We start from the raw sequence: 16,547 nt of genomic DNA, 5'->3' as shown, positions 1-16,547 counted from the left end.
AGATTTTTGATTTTTCGTCAGGTGGCTTCTCTATTTATTCATATTGATCGGGCGATCGCCGCCAAGGTAATCGCTGTTTTACCATAGCCCCTTCAATTCCTATATATGGAACTAATATCACAAGTTCTTGTTCTGGAACCAACTTCCCAAGTTCTTGGCAAAGAACCAATTGTTCCCTTTGCTATTTTGCTGGTGGTCATCTTAGTTATACCCATCATGTTTGAGCGGCTAAGATTACCAGGATTAGTGGGTTTGGTTTTCTCAGGACTGGTACTTGGACCCTCCGGTTGGAATCTTTTTCAGTCTGACTCACCGATGATTAACCTACTATCAGACATTGGGTTAATTTATTTGCTGTTTGTCGCTGGGCTAGAAATTGATTTAGAACAGTTTCGCCGGAAAAAAAGTCGTGCCTTTGGGTTTGCTAGCTTTACTTTCTGTGTACCCCTACTCATGGGAACCTTAGTAGGGCTGATTTTAGGCTATGGCTGGAATACTTCAATCTTAATTGGCTCTTTATTCGCTTCCTATACCCTTTTGGCATACCCCATAATCAGCCGTTTGGGAGTGATAAACAACGAAGCTGTTACTGTCACCATTGGAGCTACGATTTTTACAAACATTGGTGCAGTACTAATATTAGCCATTTGTGTAGCGGTCTCTCATACTGGTGCATTCAGCTTTGCGAAACTACTCACTTTGTCTGGTTGGTTAATTATTTACTCTGTGGCCGTTGTGACAGGCTTTGATTGGGCAGGCAAAGAATTTTTCAAACGGTCTGGAGACGATGAAGGAAACAAGTTTTTGTTTGTGTTGATTTCTGTATTTCTGGCAGCTGTGGGCGCTCAATTGATTGGGGTAGAAAAAATTGTTGGTGCTTTTTTAGCGGGTTTGGCGGTGAATGAAGCGGTGGGTGAAGGCCCAGTCAAAGAAAAGGTGGTATTTATTGGCAGTGTGCTGTTCATTCCCATTTTCTTTGTTGATCTTGGCTTACTGATCGATCTACCCGCTTTTGCGAACAATCTGAACACGCTCAAGCTAACGCTGTTAATCGTAGTTGGTTTGATTATCAGTAAATTGATCGCCGCTTTGTTGACAAAACTGGTTTACCGCTATAAGTGGCAAGAAATGCTAACGATGTGGTCGCTGTCACTTCCCCAGGTTGGTACAACGTTAGCAGCAACGTTAGTGGGATATCAGGCTGGGTTGCTGCCACTGGAAGTATTACACAGTGTGATTGTCTTAATGCTTGTCACATCAACCTTGGGGCCGTTGATCACCAGTCGAATAGCTGTTGGTTTGAATTCCCCACCAGATGAAGATCCAGCACCACCCCTAGCTGAGGAAAACACATCAGAAACAGACAGTGCTTTTACTATAGTCGTACCTATATATAATCCTCAGACACAGCAGTATTTGATTGAAATGGCAGCGTTATTAGCACGTCAGTCTCATGGCAAAATTATACCCCTGGCGATCGCAGCAGCAGCTGCTCACATGGATGCGCCCCAGTTAGAAGCGTCTCTACAACGGAGTGAGTGGTTGTTGAATAAAGCCACGACACAAAGTCGAGCCTTGGGCGTAGCCGCAGAACCAATGCTGCGAATCGATGATGCTTTTGCTGAAGGAATTAGCAGAGCGGCTCGCGAACAAAAGGCTAATTTAATTGTGATGGGTTGGGGTAAACGGACTGGGTTACGAGCGCGTTTATTTGGGAATGTGATTGATGGTGTACTTTGGGCATCTCATTGTCCAGTAGCCGTGACACGTCTAGTAGAATCACCGAAAAAAATTCAGCGGATCTTAGTACCAATAGAAAACTTAACAGCACCGACATTACAACCTGTACAATTTGCCCAGATGCTAGCAGAGGCAAATCAGAGCCACATTACTGTGCTGAATGTGTGCGATCGCCGCACTAGTTCTAGTAAAATTGCTTGGAGGCGATCGCATCTCTCACTATTGGTATCTAAATTGGCTTTGGCCAATGCCCCAGAAATTCAAATTATTGCTCACGAAAATGTTGCCCAAGCAATTTTGCAGGCAGCAAGATTATATGATTTAGTAATTTTACCTTTTATACGTAATCGTACCAGTCCCGGAGGGTTAGCGATTAGCGATGTCACAACCCAGCTAGCCAGACAACTCACCTGCTCAATTATCATGCTTGGAGAACCGCAACGCACTCAAAGCACAAATTTAATTCTGTCTACTACGGTTAGCAGCATTACATCTGCTGTATGATGTAAGGCGGAATACAGTTCAAGTAAGTGGACTTGGGCTGCGTTAGCGTAGTCCGCACTTCTCTTACGAGACGCTGCGCGAACGACAAGCTCAGTGACCGCCGGAGGCATCAAATTTCCAAAAATATTGGCAATCAATGAATCGGCTGTAGGGATTTACATCTGTATTATTTGCATATATTTGTAGCGCGAGTGTCAACCCGATCTCGACTAATTTTTTGTATCCAATTAAAAACTCAATAGCCGTAAAAATACTTTATATTTTTGAAGATTTGATAAAGATAGGCTGAACAACAAACAATTTTTAAACAATTTTTGTTATTTTGCTAATTAAATTCTTAAGAAAACAGGTAAAAATATAACAAAACTACAACCGTGAAAAAATAAGTAAGTTCAACAACAATTTTTGATTGAGCCTTGTTCTTTTTTTTGTTTTGTATTTTTGTACCCAAGGTGGGTAATCTAAAAGTAAGTGCAATAGCTACTGAAAATATTTGTAAGTAACTGGGAAACTATGAGAATTTTGGTGACGGGCGGTGCTGGGTTTATTGGTTCCCATCTCATCGACCGACTAATGGCTGCTGGGCATGAAATAATATGCTTGGATAATTTTTACACTGGTCATAAACGCAACATTTTGAAATGGTTAGGCCATCCGTACTTTGAATTGATCCGTCACGATATTACCGAACCAATTCGGTTAGAAGTGGATCAAATTTATCATTTAGCTTGTCCTGCTTCACCAGTACATTACCAGTACAACCCAGTTAAAACTGTTAAAACTAACGTGATGGGAACACTGAATATGTTGGGGCTAGCTAAACGTGTGAAAGCACGGTTTTTCCTAGCTTCCACTAGTGAAGTATACGGAGATCCAGAAGTTCATCCTCAAACTGAAGAGTATAGAGGTAGCGTCAATCCCATTGGAATACGTTCATGCTATGACGAAGGTAAAAGAATTGCTGAGACTCTAGCATTTGATTACTACAGGCAAAATAAAGTTGATATTCGAGTTGTGCGAATATTCAACACCTACGGGCCGAGAATGTTAGAAAATGATGGTCGGGTAGTGAGCAACTTTATAGTTCAAGCCTTGCAGGGTAATCCTTTAACCGTATACGGTGATGGTTCGCAAACTCGTAGTTTCTGCTACGTTTCCGATTTAGTAGAAGGATTCATCCGCCTAATGAATAGCGACTACATTGGCCCAATGAACCTGGGTAATCCTGGTGAATACACGATTTTACAATTGGCACAAACAGTGCAAAATATGATCAATCCAGACGCGCAGATTAAATTCGAGGCACTACCTTCGGACGATCCCCGACGTCGCCAGCCTGATATCACAAAGGCAAAAACTTGGTTAAATTGGGAACCTACTATTCCTCTGGAAGAGGGTTTAAAACTAACAATAGAAGATTTTCGCGATCGCATTCAAAGCGATGTCAATAATTCAACCACCTGAGTGGCGTCTAGCGTCACTCTGAATTTTTATGCAGGCTAATCCCATCGGTAGCTAGTATATTTAGTTGCTGAGTTTTCCCAAATGTGTAAGTGTAAAATTGATAACTTCTTTTTGAAGATTAAGCCCAAATAAGTGAGGAGTTAAATAAATGCGTGTTTGCGTTATTGGTACTGGTTACGTTGGTTTAGTTACAGGTGCTTGCTTGGCTCATATTGGGCATGATGTAATTTGCGTAGACAACAACGAAGAAAAAGTTAAGTTAATGAAGTCTGGGCAGTCTCCAATTTTTGAGCCAGGACTCTCAGAAATTATGCAGTCTGCCATTCAAACAGAGAAGATTCATTTTACTAGCGATCTTGCTGCTGGAGTTTCCCACGGAGAAATTCTGTTTATTGCTGTGGGAACGCCACCTTTACCCACTGGTGAAAGTGATACTCGTTACGTCGAAGCTGTAGCCCGTGGGATTGGAGAAAATCTCAACGGTGGTTATAAAGTCATAGTGAATAAATCTACAGTACCCATTGGCTCAGGTGACTGGGTGCGGATGCTTGTTCTAGATGGTGTTGCAGAGCGGCAGAAAACACTGATACCCGCGGGTGGAGTGCCAAGTGATGAGAAATTACCTGAATTTGTAGCCGAGTTTGATGTAGTCAGCAATCCAGAGTTTTTGCGCGAAGGTTCGGCAGTTCACGACACCTTTAACCCTGATCGCATCGTACTAGGAGGCAATAGCCAAAGAGCAGTAGCCTTAATGCAACAACTGTATGCCCCGATTGTAGAACGCAAGTACGCTGAAGATCAATCTTTACCCCCAGTGCCAATTCTGGCAACAGACCTGAGTTCGGCAGAGATGATCAAATACGCTGCGAATGCCTTTTTAGCCACTAAGATTAGTTTTATTAACGAAGTTGCTAATATTTGCGATCGCGTCGGTGCTGATGTCACCCAAGTAGCCAAAGGTATCGGTCTAGATTCACGCATTGGTAACAAGTTTTTACAAGCTGGTATTGGTTGGGGTGGTTCTTGTTTTCCCAAAGATGTCTCAGCTCTGATTCACACTGCTGATGACTATGGTTATGAAGCCCAGCTACTAAAATCCGCTGTCAGTGTCAACGAACGTCAGCGGTTGATTGCTTTGGAAAAACTCCAACAAGTTCTGAAAATTCTCAAAGGCAAAACAGTCGGACTACTCGGACTGACCTTCAAACCCGATACCGACGACTTGCGAGACGCCCCAGCACTCATCCTAATTGAGCAGCTAAACAGACTTGGAGCCAAAGTCAAGGCCTACGACCCCATTATCTCCCAAACAGGTATGCGTCATGGTCTTTCTGGGGTGTTAGTAGAAACCGATGCTGAAAGACTAGCTGATGGCTGTGATGCTTTAGTACTCGTCACCGAATGGCAGCAGTTCAGCACTCTGGATTATGTGAAGATGGCAAAACTGATGGCCCACCCCGTTATCATCGATGGTCGTAACTTCCTCGACCCCGAAGCAATGATACGCGCTGGATTTCAATATGTAGGCGTGGGAAGATAGAAAGTTAGGAATTAGGAGTGATAAATAAAAATTAATTACAATCTATAATTAACAACTCCTAACTCCTTTCAAAATCAAAACCTAAAGATTTAAATTACCGCCTAAATGATTTTAGGCGGTATTTAATTTGTTTAAATCACTCTACTTTAATTTGTTGCCTATAATTTTGGATTAAGGACTATTTGGAATACGTTCAATTTCAGCATATCCACTGAAAATAATTTTTTTACCTTCAGTTTCTAATCGGTTGAGGCGCATTTTCACTCCATCAAGGTCAAAACGATCCAAATCGACCATATTATCTAAAATTTCTACCAGCGCTACGCTCAAGGTTTGTGAGATTTCCCGTTGTGCTTCTGGCACTTCGTCAAGTTGAATTTTCGGATCTTTGAAAGAAACTCGCCGCCGTCTTTCAATACCTACAGTTAAAATCATGCTCAAGGGTACGAGTTCGCCATTGTTTAAATCTGCTTTTGCTACAAGCTGTAAGCGATTTTCTGGCAATAGCTGTACCTGAACATCTGTAAAGGAGACTGGTTCACCGCCAGATAATTCTGTCAGTGATGGTACGGTGAGGTTAAGCAGGCGCTTTTTCACCAGTTCCGCATTAAAAGCTTGGTTTATGCCTGCTTCTGACAAGATTACTTGAGCGATCGCTTGAGTGGGCTGTTTAAGGCTAAGTTTTCCACTTAAAACCGAGCCGAAGTCAATGGCCACCGCATCAGTTTCAAACGACATCTCCTCAACCGCGAAATCTCTCCGAATCACCAAGCCACGACCGCTCATTTTGAAGCTATCAATGCTGCCTTGCAAGAGCTTGCTGGAGGGGTAGCAGCGCACAAAGACTTCTACTGACTCGCTTTGAGTAAACAGGTGGCGAATCGTTTGGCTGGCGACTGTGTTGAGCATTCGCTCTCCCCAATCTGTGCTTTTAGGATCTTGTAAACCAGTAAGTCCGCCGAACATGTGGTTTTGGGTCTCTAGAAGTTCTTTGTACTTTTGTAACAAATCGTGAAGAATACAGCAAGCGATCCCGTGATTAATTGTACTGATGGATAGGCGTAGGATAGCTGATGGTTGACGAGATGACGTATTAAATATTACTAATTAAACTTAGTAGGAAGAAAGTCGCAGCATTCATGACACTAGTAATCATACGCTAAAGTTTTATGTAGTAATGGGTTGAGAGTTAACACCCCACTTTTGGGTGTTAAGTGCGACTTTTAAGCAAGCTGCGTAGGCGCAGCCCGCACTTCTCTACGAGACGCTGCGCGAACGGCTGCGCTCAGTGACCGTCGTAGACATAGCTTGTCCAATAAATATATAGCTAGCGATCGCTCCACAGTTTTTATAATCTTAAATTCATTAATAAAGTTATTACAATTGGATGATTATATACCAGTGACGCTAGTCTAGATTGGTCATAATCGCGCACTCCGAGCCAGAGAAAATAGTTTTAAAAGTTATTGGCGGGATGCTTGGGTAAAAATGAATTTTGCTTGGGAGCGAATAAAACCAGAAAGATATCAGTGCGAAGGAGTGTCAGAGTTTGTCGCCAGACATCGCTAAAGTATCTTATTTCAACGAACTCCTAACTCCTAACTCCTAACTTTATTTATTTACCACTATAAAAAAAGGCAATTTCTTTTTCTTTTAGAGGTGCAAAACCAGCATCTACGAGTAATTGGTCGAGTTCTGCTTGGGGAATGTGTTTTGCACCAATCCGCACAATACGCGATCGCATCGTATTAGATACGCCACTGCGCTGTCTATTGCCTTCTAGTGCCATAACTTTACCATAAAGTTCTAGCTTGGCAGGTGGAATGGGAGAACCATCAAAATCAATTCCCTGTGCGATCGCTTCGTCAATCGCATCAGCTCCTGTAGTAGTCTGATTCCCTGGGTTAGTTTCGGTAGGCATGTTGATTTTCTCTTCTTCGCTATGGGTAGATTTTACCAGCCTTGCTGACACCAAAGCTGCCAACCTTCAAACTCACCGAAACACTTCTGAGTGCTGAGTAACGTTAGCGGATAGCTAAGGTTTAGCCCGTGCTGAGTAAAAAAGTAATCATCGTATTCAACGTTTTAACTATAGGGTAACTCAGTACTCAGCACTCCTAAAGTTAGACTAATCACGAGCTTGTCGCGTCACCACACCACCAACAAACGCCCCTAATATAGTTCCTGTCCATAGTCCTGTTGTACTACCTTGCCACATTGCACCTGGTGTCATCCAAGCATTGCACATCTCCTTTAAACCCCAAGGTTGGTTCTGGCACTTTTGGCTATGCAGCATCATGGTGATTTGCCCACTGGTGTAAGCGCTCAAAAAACCTGATGACAGTGCCAAGAAAGTGCAAATTAAAATTCTGTTTTTTGTCATTTGTCATTTGTCATTGGTCATTGGTCATTATGCCCTATGCCCAATGCCCAATTCCCAATGCCCCATTCCCAATCAACCTGTATTTCTCATCCCGGCTGCAATACCATTAATAGTTAACAATGCTCCTCGCAGTAACTCGCCTTTGCTGTAACGAGAATGAATGACTCCAGAAGTAGCAGCAGTATTTTGGGACTGCCGTAGACGCTTGAGTAGTGAAACTTGGATAAATCCCAAGGGTACAATTGTCCCATTACGTAACTGCACAGATCGTTGCAATACCGGATCGCCATCTAACAGCCGATTGTGATCGGTGATTTTTAACACTAAATCTCTTGTCAGATAGAACTCGCTGGCAATTTGGTCAAAAACCTTGGCAAAACGAAGTTGATCTTCTGGTTTTGAGAGTTCTTGGACGTAGTGGTGTGCCATTTGCATATCTACTTTTGCCAAAGTCATCTCGGCCTTAGAAATCACCATCTTGAAGAAGGGCCATTTAACGTAAAAGTAGCGTAGCAATTTCAAGTGTTCTTCTGGTTCTGCGTTCAGGAATTCTTGTAATGCTGTGCCAACCCCATACCACGAAGGAAGTAAAAAGCGAGTTTGCGTCCAGCTAAATACCCAAGGAATAGCTCGCAGACTGCTTAAATCTTTCTTACCAGATGGACGGCGTGCGGGACGGGAACTAATTTGCAGTTGGCTAATTTCTTCAATGGGAGTTACTTCGTGGAAGAAATCAACAAAATCAGGCTGTTCGTAAATTAAAGCACGATAATGTTGGCGCGATCGCGCTGCTAATTCTTCCATAATCTCATTCCAGGGTTCAATATCATCAAACCCTGTTCGCAGCAGACTAGCTTGAATCACGGCAGTGGTGATGGTTTCCATGTGGTACAAAGCCAAGTCCAACAAGGAATATTTGGAAGCTAAAACTTCTCCTTGTTCGGTAATCTTGATTCGCCCATTGATACTATGACCTGGTTGAGCCAAAATAGCTTCGTAAGCGGGACCGCCACCTCGTCCCACAGAACCGCCGCGTCCGTGGAAAATCCGCAAACTTACATCATAGTTTTCTGCTATTTGTTGCAGTGATTTTTGGGCTTTATGAATTTCCCAGTTGCTGCTTAAAAAACCAGAGTCTTTGTTGCTGTCAGAATACCCCAGCATGACTTCTTGCAAGTTTGTGGGAAGCGGGGAGGAAGCAGGGGAGCAGGGGAGCAGGGGAGCAGGGGAAGTAGGGGAGGATGAGTTTTCATCCACAACACTCTCTGCTTTTGTCTGTTCGTAGCCGCCGGCTAATAAAGCACGATATAACGGCAGTTCAAACAGTTTCCGCATAACGCTTCTGGAGCGTTGTAAATCTTCTACTGTCTCAAATAGGGGGACTACTTGAATAGTTCCGACGGCGATGGCGGGGTCAAAAAGTCTGGCTTCTTTGGCTAACAGTAGTACTTCTAGCACGTCGCTCACGTCGCGGCACATGCTGATAATGTAAGTTTGGCAGATGTTGAGACCAAATTCTTGTTGGAGCGATCGCACGACGCGAAAGGTTTCAATGACATCGTTGGTTTTTTCCGAAAATGGCAATTCTGCCGGAATTAATGGCCGACGGGTTTGCAGTTCTCCTGTAAGCCAAGCAACTCTTTGCTCCTCGGATAGTTCGTTGTAAGGTTGAGGTAATATTTGCAGGTATTCCAGGATTTCATTGAGCGCGTCGGCGTGGCGAGATGATTCTTGGCGGATATCTAACTGTGTCAAGTTAAAGCCAAAAATTTCTACCTGACAGATGAGATTTTCTAATTCTCGACAACTTAAACCTGTTTCTGTCAAGTTGCGCTGAATCATGCGCAGTTCTGCTAAAAAATCGGCTCCCGAACGATACAAGGGGCTATCTTGATTTGTTGGCGTTTCCCGATTGTACAAAGCGAGATTGCGATCGCGAGTATTTTCCAGCCGTTTCAGTACGTAAGCCAGTTTGAGCCGATAGGGTTCTTGTCGATAACGCAGTGCCAGTGCGTCATATACCTCACTCAACTGGGATTGATCCGCTTCTAAAGATTCCAGTAAGTCTGGTAAAACATCACTCCAGTGCATCGACACACTCAACAATTCAATCAGATTTTTCACTGACTGAATATATCTCCCCAGCACCATTTTGCGCTGATAGCAAGCCGTTTTCCAGGTAATTTCGGGTGTCACTGATGGGTTTCCATCTCTGTCTGAGCCTACCCAGGAGCCAAAAGAGCAAAAGTTTTTACTCGGTGGTTCTAGCCAAGGAAAGGTATTGGATAGAGTGTGTTTGAAACGTTTATACAGTTGGGGAATGCCATCAAATAAAACTTCTTGGAAGTAGTGCAGGGCATAATCTACTTCATCTAGCACTGTGGGTTTAAACTGGTGAAGTTCGTCTGTACGCCACCACAGGCGAATCTCTTCGAGCAATTGTTCGCGGACATCTACTGCTTCCCAAGGATATGCTCCTGGCGTAGTCCCAGAGTGATTTTCCAAAGTATCCAGTTTTTGCAAAAGTTGTACCACCTGTCGCTGCTTATCGCGGATGGTATGACGAACAATTTCCGTCGGATGCGCTGTAAAAACTAAGCGTACATCCAGATGTGCAATTAGACGTTGAATTTGCTGGGGTGGTACATTCAGCTTGAATAAATAGGGAAACAAGGCAGCAAAAGTACCTTTTGGTTTGACTTGCGCCTTTTCGAGATAATTCTTTTTGAGAAAGGCTGCTGCTATTCCTTTGCTAACAGGCGCGTCATCTTCTCTTTGATTGGAGGAATAGTTAACATTAGACGGTGTTTCCGGCTCTATTTCCTCTGTTTCTGCTTCATAACGGCTCAATTGCTGCCGTTGTTCGTATTCCTGCTCTATGATGTTAATCAGCTGAAAATACAGAGCGAAAGCACGAGCCGCGCGTATTGCTTCGTTGATATTTAGTTGTTCAATTAATTTGACGGCTGAAGATGCTTGGTCATTTGTTGCTTGTCCTTCGGGCGAACATAAATCGCGCAACTGACGCAACAAGTCCACCATATTTTGACCGCATTCTTGCCGGAGAACTGACTCCCACAATTCTTCCACTACCTGGAGACGATGGCGCAAAAATAATTCCGACACCGGGTATATATCAGCAGTTTGAGACGAAGAGTATAAAAGGGAACCCATATTCTCTATTCTTGTAAAGCTAATTACTGTTTACGGTTCTAGGTTTTGCACTTAATGCTCACCGGGTTGTTCCTGAGCAAATAATTATTTGGTGTATATCTTCTCATCTTGATTGATTTCGTGTTCATCTGGGAAGTCTAGATTGGGTAGGCGATCGCCTCGAAATAATTCTTCACTAGCTTCTCCTATGGCTTCTAGTGCTCTTACTGTAGTTTTTCCAGTAATCAGCAGCAGTAATATAGACGCTGTACCTATTTGTAAAAGGAACGATTGAGGAATGGGAAACAAATCCAGATTGGATGCGGGTTTAGGTGAAGACTGTTGGTTGGTAGGAGGCATTGCTAATTTTTGGTTATGGGAAGCATGAGTAAGAAGGAGTTAGGAGTTAGGAGTTAGGACTTAGGAGTTAAGATGGCTCCAACGATAAAGGGAGGGAGTTTAATGAGATAAGCTTATTGTTTGTTTCACCCGTCAGGGGCATTAGAGCAGTGGGACGCAAATCCGGCTTTCAAGGACAAGTTATCAACCAGTCATATAGAATTATTCTGACTTCTGGCTCCTAACTTTTAACTCCTAACTCCTAACTTCTGATTTCTGACTCCCTATTAGTAAAATAAACGCAAAACTCAACATTAGTCAGACTTGCAACCTATACAAGACTATCTTGTCCGATTTTGTGAGCTACGAAGGTAACAAAATTGTTAAAAAAAAACGTCAGAGTGTGATAGACCTATGGTTCTAGTTTACAAGTGCAGGCACTATCCCCCAACCATCGCTTCCTGTAAAGTTAACTGAGCATGAAAACAGTATTACCAGATCGCCAGCAATCCTTAGTGCAATGGGTGAGCCAAGCAACAGGGATCAACACTTTCGGAGTGAAAGTCCGGTTGCGGGGAAATGACCTTCATATTCTTTGTGAAGGTACAGAATGTCCGCAGCGTTGGCGTACTTTGTCTGATTTGCTGCAAGCACTACAGCAAACAAACTTAGATATCCTCACAAGCAGCGAACAAACTTCAATATATCAAGTATTTGTCTATGGTCGCAGAAAAGGGGAACAGCGCCCCTCATGGTGCCATCGAGTTCACTTGAATCAAATAGATAAGCATCTCGATCAGGTGCAACAAGCACTGCTAGCAGACTCGGAAAAATCAAAACAACCGGGTGGGGCGCTAATTGTCTCTAACGAAAGTTTGGCACGCCAAGGAAATCCAGAAGCGATCGCTCGATATCTAAGCGAAACTCTGAGTACGTTAGGTGTATCGATACAGGTAAAGATTAAGCTATATAAGCCCAAGAATTCTCAGCCAGAAGAAAATCGCCTGTGGATATTTTGCCAGTCGAGTTATAGCCCTGATGCATCGTTGCTTGCCGAACCCATAGCACAAAAGTTGCGTTATCTCAAGCTTTCCGGCTACCAAGATGCCGTAATTGTTTCTCAGGTGAGCGGCGAAACTGCCCCTGATTGGCTGCTGCGGGTAGATTTGACACCACCAGAGGTAATGCTGAAGGAGTGGGCGCGTTGGGGAGATATCCAAGCGATCGCTCGATTATTAACTGAGGTACTATCAGGATTAAAAGTTGGTGTCCAAGTTTCTTTGAAAGAATCAACGCTACATATTTTTTGTATCCCAGCTTTCGATCCTTTAGGAACTGCCCCAATTCCAGACAAGGTAGTGTGCTTAGAGGCGATTTTACCGCAACTAGAAGCGATCGCTCCTCAAGGCATTCTCGCCGCCACCATATACGGGCAAAAAGCAGGTGACAAGGAACCCACTTGGATTGATTGGCTGGCTTTACCCGCAGCAAACCATCCCGCCTTTGCCCTATCACCACTTGATTTGGCAAATACTGGTGATGAACCAGCGATCGTATTTTTAATAGAGCGCTTACTCAATCCTGATTTGGATTGGCGATTATTGACAGGTGGAATTCGCGTACTTCTACTGAACAAAAATGGTTTATTGCACATTATGTGTGATGCACCTGTTTGTCCACAGCGGCAACAAGTAGCAAGTAAAATTACGCAGTTTATCCGTCAGTTAAAAATTTCCGGTATTATAGGAGTACGTATCTACGGTCGCCGGGCTGGGAATAAAGAACCTTTTTGGCATTATGGCGTCGATCTTGAACATCGCCAACGTTTAGTACCAGAAGCAACCCCAGAATTTGCTGCTACTTCTATATACATCAACGATTTAGTAACACCTGAGACTAGTGAGCCAATTTTGCGCCCAGACTTAACGACAGAAGAAGTTCAAAATTTTGTAACAGAAGTAGCGCGAGATTGGATAGCAACGGCGAGTTCAACCGCGAGAAAATTCCTCTTGAAAAGCCAGCTATTTACCGAAAGCAACGAGCCAGCCGAACGTAATCATGATGTTCAAGGAATTAAAATTGCTCTAGTTTGGGGAACACTGGGATTATTACTCACCCTCCAAACCGATTGGGTATTGGGTCGAATTATTGCACGTAATACGCCCAGTTCGCCAAAAGTCGCTAGTGTTACCCTCCCATCTTCGTCTTCCGAGCAAAAAGCATCTTTGACATCTGGGAAAAATCAGACTGAGAAAACAACATTTTTTAGCAGCACTTCCAAAACAAAATCTCCTCCAAATCAGAGTTCTGTCTTTAACGCTTCGGAATTTACCCAGAGTGATGATACCCCAAAAAATAATTTGGCAGCCGCACCACTGAAGGAAAAAGCAACCGCAACAGCTATTCTTTTAGCAGCGCGATCGCAGATGCCAAGTTTTAATGTCAGGCAATTAGACGAGCAACTAGCACTGTATAAACAGCGTTTAGCTAGAACTGGTAGTCCCCCGGACGTGTTGATTATTGGCTCCTCCCGCGCCCTCAGAGGAGTAGATCCCGCAGCACTTTCTAAAGCTTTAGCAACTCAAGGCTATCCAAATGTTGACGTGTTTAACTTCGGGATCAACGGTGCTACGGCACAAGTTGTAGACTTTGTGATTCGTCACGTACTAGAACCATCAGAACTACCCAAAATAATTATCTGGGCAGATGGTGCGCGTGCTTTCAACGGTGGACGCGAGGATATTACCTTTAAATCGCTGGCTGCATCAGCTGGTTATAAACAAGCATTTCAAAAAACACCAACAACGGCAAGTAGCAATGATTTGCCAGAAAATACGGTAAATTCGGGAGAAGAAAAGACAAAGGAAGAAAAACAGGAGATTAGTACTTATGAAGCCGTCAATCAGTCGTTAAATCAGGCTCTAGCCTCTGTTTCTACTAGCTATCAAAACCGCGACCAAATTAAAAGTTTACTACAAAAACAATTGCTCGTATTTGGTAAGAATCAGGCAGTTGCATCACAAAAACAGTTGACAGACGGGACTTCGGATGAAAGTATTTCCCAGCAAGCCGTTGACTTTGATGGCTTTCTACCCTTGTCTATTCGCTTTAATCCCGCGAGATACTATCAAAAACATTCTAGAGTTCCCGGAAATTATGACAACGACTATAAATCTTTCCAAGTAGAAGGACAGCAAGATACTGCTTTTCAAGAAGTGCTTCAGTTTACCCAGTCCCAGAAAATCTCCTTAGTGTTTGTCAACATGCCTCTGACGGCAGATTATTTAGATCCAGTGCGTAAACAATATGAGCAACAATTTCAGCAATATATGTTGCGTTTGGCTACTAATCCCAACTTTATTTATCGTGATTTGAGTCAACAGTGGCCAAAAGTAAATGATTTCTTTTCCGATCCTAGCCACCTCAATCGTTTTGGTGCATACGAAGTCTCGAAAAAGCTAGCTAACGATCCGATGATTCCTTGGCCGGTGAAGTAGGAAGTATGGGAAGCAGGGGAGCAGGGAGACAAGGGGACAAGGGGGATTACTAAAGCTAATGCTCAATGACAAATGACTAATGACTAATGACTAAAAAATGAACTTTATATCAATTTTCTATGGACTGTTCCTGTTGAGTGTGTTAGGAATTTACTGGTCTTTAGCACAACATAAATTGCGGTTGTGGACGCTGCTAATTGCTAGTTTGGTTTTCTATTCATCTTTGCACATTCAATACATACCATTACTATTAGCATTAACGTTTATCAATTTCCGTATAGGGCTGGAAATTGGTAACAACACATCACCAGGAAAACATTCTCTTGATTGGCAAATTTCTAATGAAGAGTGGCAATTTGCTCAAGTTGATTGGAATCGTCGCCGTCTAAAGGTTTTGTGGGTGGGTATAATTCTAAATGTTTTACTGCTATTAGCTTTTAAGTATTTTACCCCTTTATTCAAGTTTGTTTTTCATGTCCAAACAAACTCATCAGATAGCTCTTTTAAATTAATTGCACCTTTAGGAATTTCATTTTTCACCTTTGAATGTATTGCTTATTTAATAGATGTCTATCGCGGTGCCCCTGCTACTGATAATTTTCTTAAATTTGCTACATACAAATTATTCTTCGTCAAACTGATTTCAGGGCCGATTACGCGCTATCACAACTTAGCAAATCAATTCAATACACTAGAATTACCTAGTACTAATAGAGTTGCTGAAGCGCTGTGGTTGATTGCTAGGGGCGCAGTCAAAAAAGGTATTTTTGCAGACCACTTGGGAATTTTTGTAGATTTATGTTTCGGTAATTTGCAACGGGCGGGTAGTACCGATTTGTGGTTAGCTACATTCGCTTATGGCTTGCAATTATATCTAGATTTCAACGGTTACGTAGATATTGCCCGTGGTAGTGCTATGCTTTTCGGCTTGGTTCTACCTGAAAATTTCGACTTTCCTTATTTCAGCACCAATATCTCAGAATTTTGGCGGCGCTGGCACATGACTCTGGGAGATTGGCTACGTAACTATGTCTACTTTCCGTTGGGTGGTTCCCGTCGGGGTTTAGTCCGTACCTGCTGGAATTTATTTCTTGTGATGCTAATTGCTGGTATCTGGCACGGTGCCGCTTTGGGTTATGTCGTTTGGGGTATACTCCACGGATTGGCTTTGGTGGTTCATCGACTTACAGATTCTATAAGCGATCGCTCTGAAAATCTAGAACAATTCTGGCAAAATCCTCTGGGTATCTTTGTCGCTTGGTTCTTAACTCAACTGATGGTTTTTACCTCTTGGATTTGGTTCCGTCTACCTAATCTCCAAGACTCTTCTTTAGTAATTCGGCATCTTTGGGGTTATCCGGCTGACGCCCAGTTTGCTGAAAAAGTCTATGTAGAAGCCTTAAATATGAGCCAACCCCAACTCGCTTGGGTACTTCTAGGTTTAGCTGCGCTTATGACTGTAGTCTATGCATTCAATCGAATGCTGAAGTTAGAGTTTAACTGGCCTCTTAAGCTTGTCTTCGTCCCCCTATGTTTTTACGCTGTTTGGTTATTAGCTCCTGAAGGCAGTTTGCCCTACATCTACTTTGATTTTTAACTGGACTATCAGACAATATAGAACTTATTATCTCGTTACAAATCAGCAAGACTTAAAATGTTTCTAAATGGTAAATTGTAAAGAAGTGTAAAGGAAAAAAACTAGGCGATCGCATCATTGAAAGTGATAGCTAGATTGTAGTTTAAATGGCTTAAAAAGCCTCAATCCATTACTTTCATGACTATTGTTTATAGTAGAAAACTTTACAGTTAGATGAGCTTTGTTAAAGTATTTTATTACAGAGTATTAAGTCACAGATCGCGTCAAAATAAATTAATGTAGACTGTATTTCAACAAGCAAAAATAAACTCCGCTTGTTCCATATTTAAC

Annotated in this window: 10 protein-coding genes; 5 read left to right on the top strand and 5 right to left on the bottom strand. The window is 42.7% G+C overall.

Going from position 1 to position 16,547, the window contains the following annotated elements; translation table 11 throughout:
* Window positions 1–105: 105 nt before the first annotated feature.
* The 3 genes from RMX69_RS14760 to RMX69_RS14750 all read left to right on the top strand — a co-directional run bounded on the left by RMX69_RS14760 (window position 106) and on the right by RMX69_RS14750 (window position 5,248).
* Complete coding sequence (locus tag RMX69_RS14760; RefSeq protein ID WP_322637892.1) at window positions 106–2,244, top strand: cation:proton antiporter; 2,139 nt, start codon at window positions 106–108, stop codon at window positions 2,242–2,244.
* 513 nt (window positions 2,245–2,757) lie between these two features.
* Window positions 2,758–3,708, top strand: a complete 951-nt coding sequence (locus tag RMX69_RS14755) for a UDP-glucuronic acid decarboxylase family protein (protein ID WP_322637891.1) — start codon at window positions 2,758–2,760, stop codon at window positions 3,706–3,708.
* A gap of 148 nt (window positions 3,709–3,856) precedes the next feature.
* Window positions 3,857–5,248 carry a UDP-glucose dehydrogenase family protein gene (locus tag RMX69_RS14750; protein ID WP_289798946.1) on the top strand — a complete coding sequence of 464 codons (1,392 nt, stop codon included), beginning with the start codon at window positions 3,857–3,859 and terminating at the stop codon, window positions 5,246–5,248.
* Between the two features lie 171 nt (window positions 5,249–5,419).
* Here RMX69_RS14750 and RMX69_RS14745 read toward each other — a convergent pair whose 3' ends face one another.
* The 5 genes from RMX69_RS14745 to RMX69_RS14725 form a co-directional block, all read right to left on the bottom strand.
* Complete coding sequence (locus tag RMX69_RS14745) at window positions 5,420–6,214, bottom strand: DUF2993 domain-containing protein (protein ID WP_322637890.1); 795 nt, start codon at window positions 6,212–6,214, stop codon at window positions 5,420–5,422.
* A 649-nt stretch (window positions 6,215–6,863) separates the two neighbouring features.
* Window positions 6,864–7,169 carry a DUF4090 family protein gene (locus RMX69_RS14740; RefSeq protein ID WP_100898458.1) on the bottom strand — a complete coding sequence of 102 codons (306 nt, stop codon included), beginning with the start codon at window positions 7,167–7,169 and terminating at the stop codon, window positions 6,864–6,866.
* A gap of 207 nt (window positions 7,170–7,376) precedes the next feature.
* The gene (locus RMX69_RS14735) at window positions 7,377–7,631 is read right to left on the bottom strand and encodes a hypothetical protein (RefSeq protein ID WP_289798944.1); all 255 of its coding nucleotides are present in this window, start codon (window positions 7,629–7,631) and stop codon (window positions 7,377–7,379) included.
* A 72-nt stretch (window positions 7,632–7,703) separates the two neighbouring features.
* A complete protein-coding gene (locus RMX69_RS14730) occupies window positions 7,704–10,805 on the bottom strand; it encodes a phosphoenolpyruvate carboxylase (RefSeq protein WP_322637889.1) in 3,102 nt (1,033 codons plus the stop codon).
* 84 nt (window positions 10,806–10,889) lie between these two features.
* Complete coding sequence (locus RMX69_RS14725) at window positions 10,890–11,144, bottom strand: hypothetical protein (protein WP_289798942.1); 255 nt, start codon at window positions 11,142–11,144, stop codon at window positions 10,890–10,892.
* A 458-nt stretch (window positions 11,145–11,602) separates the two neighbouring features.
* Here RMX69_RS14725 and RMX69_RS14720 point away from each other — a divergent pair, with 458 nt between their 5' ends.
* Both RMX69_RS14720 and RMX69_RS14715 read left to right on the top strand, forming a co-directional pair.
* Entirely contained in the window at window positions 11,603–14,620 is a 3,018-nt protein-coding gene (locus RMX69_RS14720; RefSeq protein ID WP_322637888.1) for a DUF1574 family protein, read from the top strand.
* Window positions 14,621–14,717: 97 nt separating this feature from the next.
* Entirely contained in the window at window positions 14,718–16,217 is a 1,500-nt protein-coding gene (locus tag RMX69_RS14715) for an MBOAT family protein (RefSeq protein ID WP_322637887.1), read from the top strand.
* Window positions 16,218–16,547 lie beyond the last annotated feature (330 nt).

This window comes from Nostoc sp. EspVER01, assembly GCF_034530635.1.
GTDB lineage: Bacteria > Cyanobacteriota > Cyanobacteriia > Cyanobacteriales > Nostocaceae > Nostoc.
Note: the sequence above shows the minus strand (reverse complement) of the source record. Positions and strands in the feature narration are given on the sequence as shown.

What these genes read in the sequence shown, in the direction of transcription:
- RMX69_RS14760 (WP_322637892.1), top strand. Translation starts at nt 106, where the DNA reads ATGGAACTAATATCACAAGTTCTTGTTCTGGAACCAACTTCCCAAGTT.
- RMX69_RS14755 (WP_322637891.1), top strand. Translation starts at nt 2,758, where the DNA reads ATGAGAATTTTGGTGACGGGCGGTGCTGGGTTTATTGGTTCCCATCTC.
- RMX69_RS14750 (WP_289798946.1), top strand. Translation starts at nt 3,857, where the DNA reads ATGCGTGTTTGCGTTATTGGTACTGGTTACGTTGGTTTAGTTACAGGT.
- RMX69_RS14745 (WP_322637890.1), bottom strand. Translation starts at nt 6,214, where the DNA reads ATGTTCGGCGGACTTACTGGTTTACAAGATCCTAAAAGCACAGATTGG.
- RMX69_RS14740 (WP_100898458.1), bottom strand. Translation starts at nt 7,169, where the DNA reads ATGCCTACCGAAACTAACCCAGGGAATCAGACTACTACAGGAGCTGAT.
- RMX69_RS14735 (WP_289798944.1), bottom strand. Translation starts at nt 7,631, where the DNA reads ATGACAAAAAACAGAATTTTAATTTGCACTTTCTTGGCACTGTCATCA.
- RMX69_RS14730 (WP_322637889.1), bottom strand. Translation starts at nt 10,805, where the DNA reads ATGGGTTCCCTTTTATACTCTTCGTCTCAAACTGCTGATATATACCCG.
- RMX69_RS14725 (WP_289798942.1), bottom strand. Translation starts at nt 11,144, where the DNA reads ATGCCTCCTACCAACCAACAGTCTTCACCTAAACCCGCATCCAATCTG.
- RMX69_RS14720 (WP_322637888.1), top strand. Translation starts at nt 11,603, where the DNA reads ATGAAAACAGTATTACCAGATCGCCAGCAATCCTTAGTGCAATGGGTG.
- RMX69_RS14715 (WP_322637887.1), top strand. Translation starts at nt 14,718, where the DNA reads ATGAACTTTATATCAATTTTCTATGGACTGTTCCTGTTGAGTGTGTTA.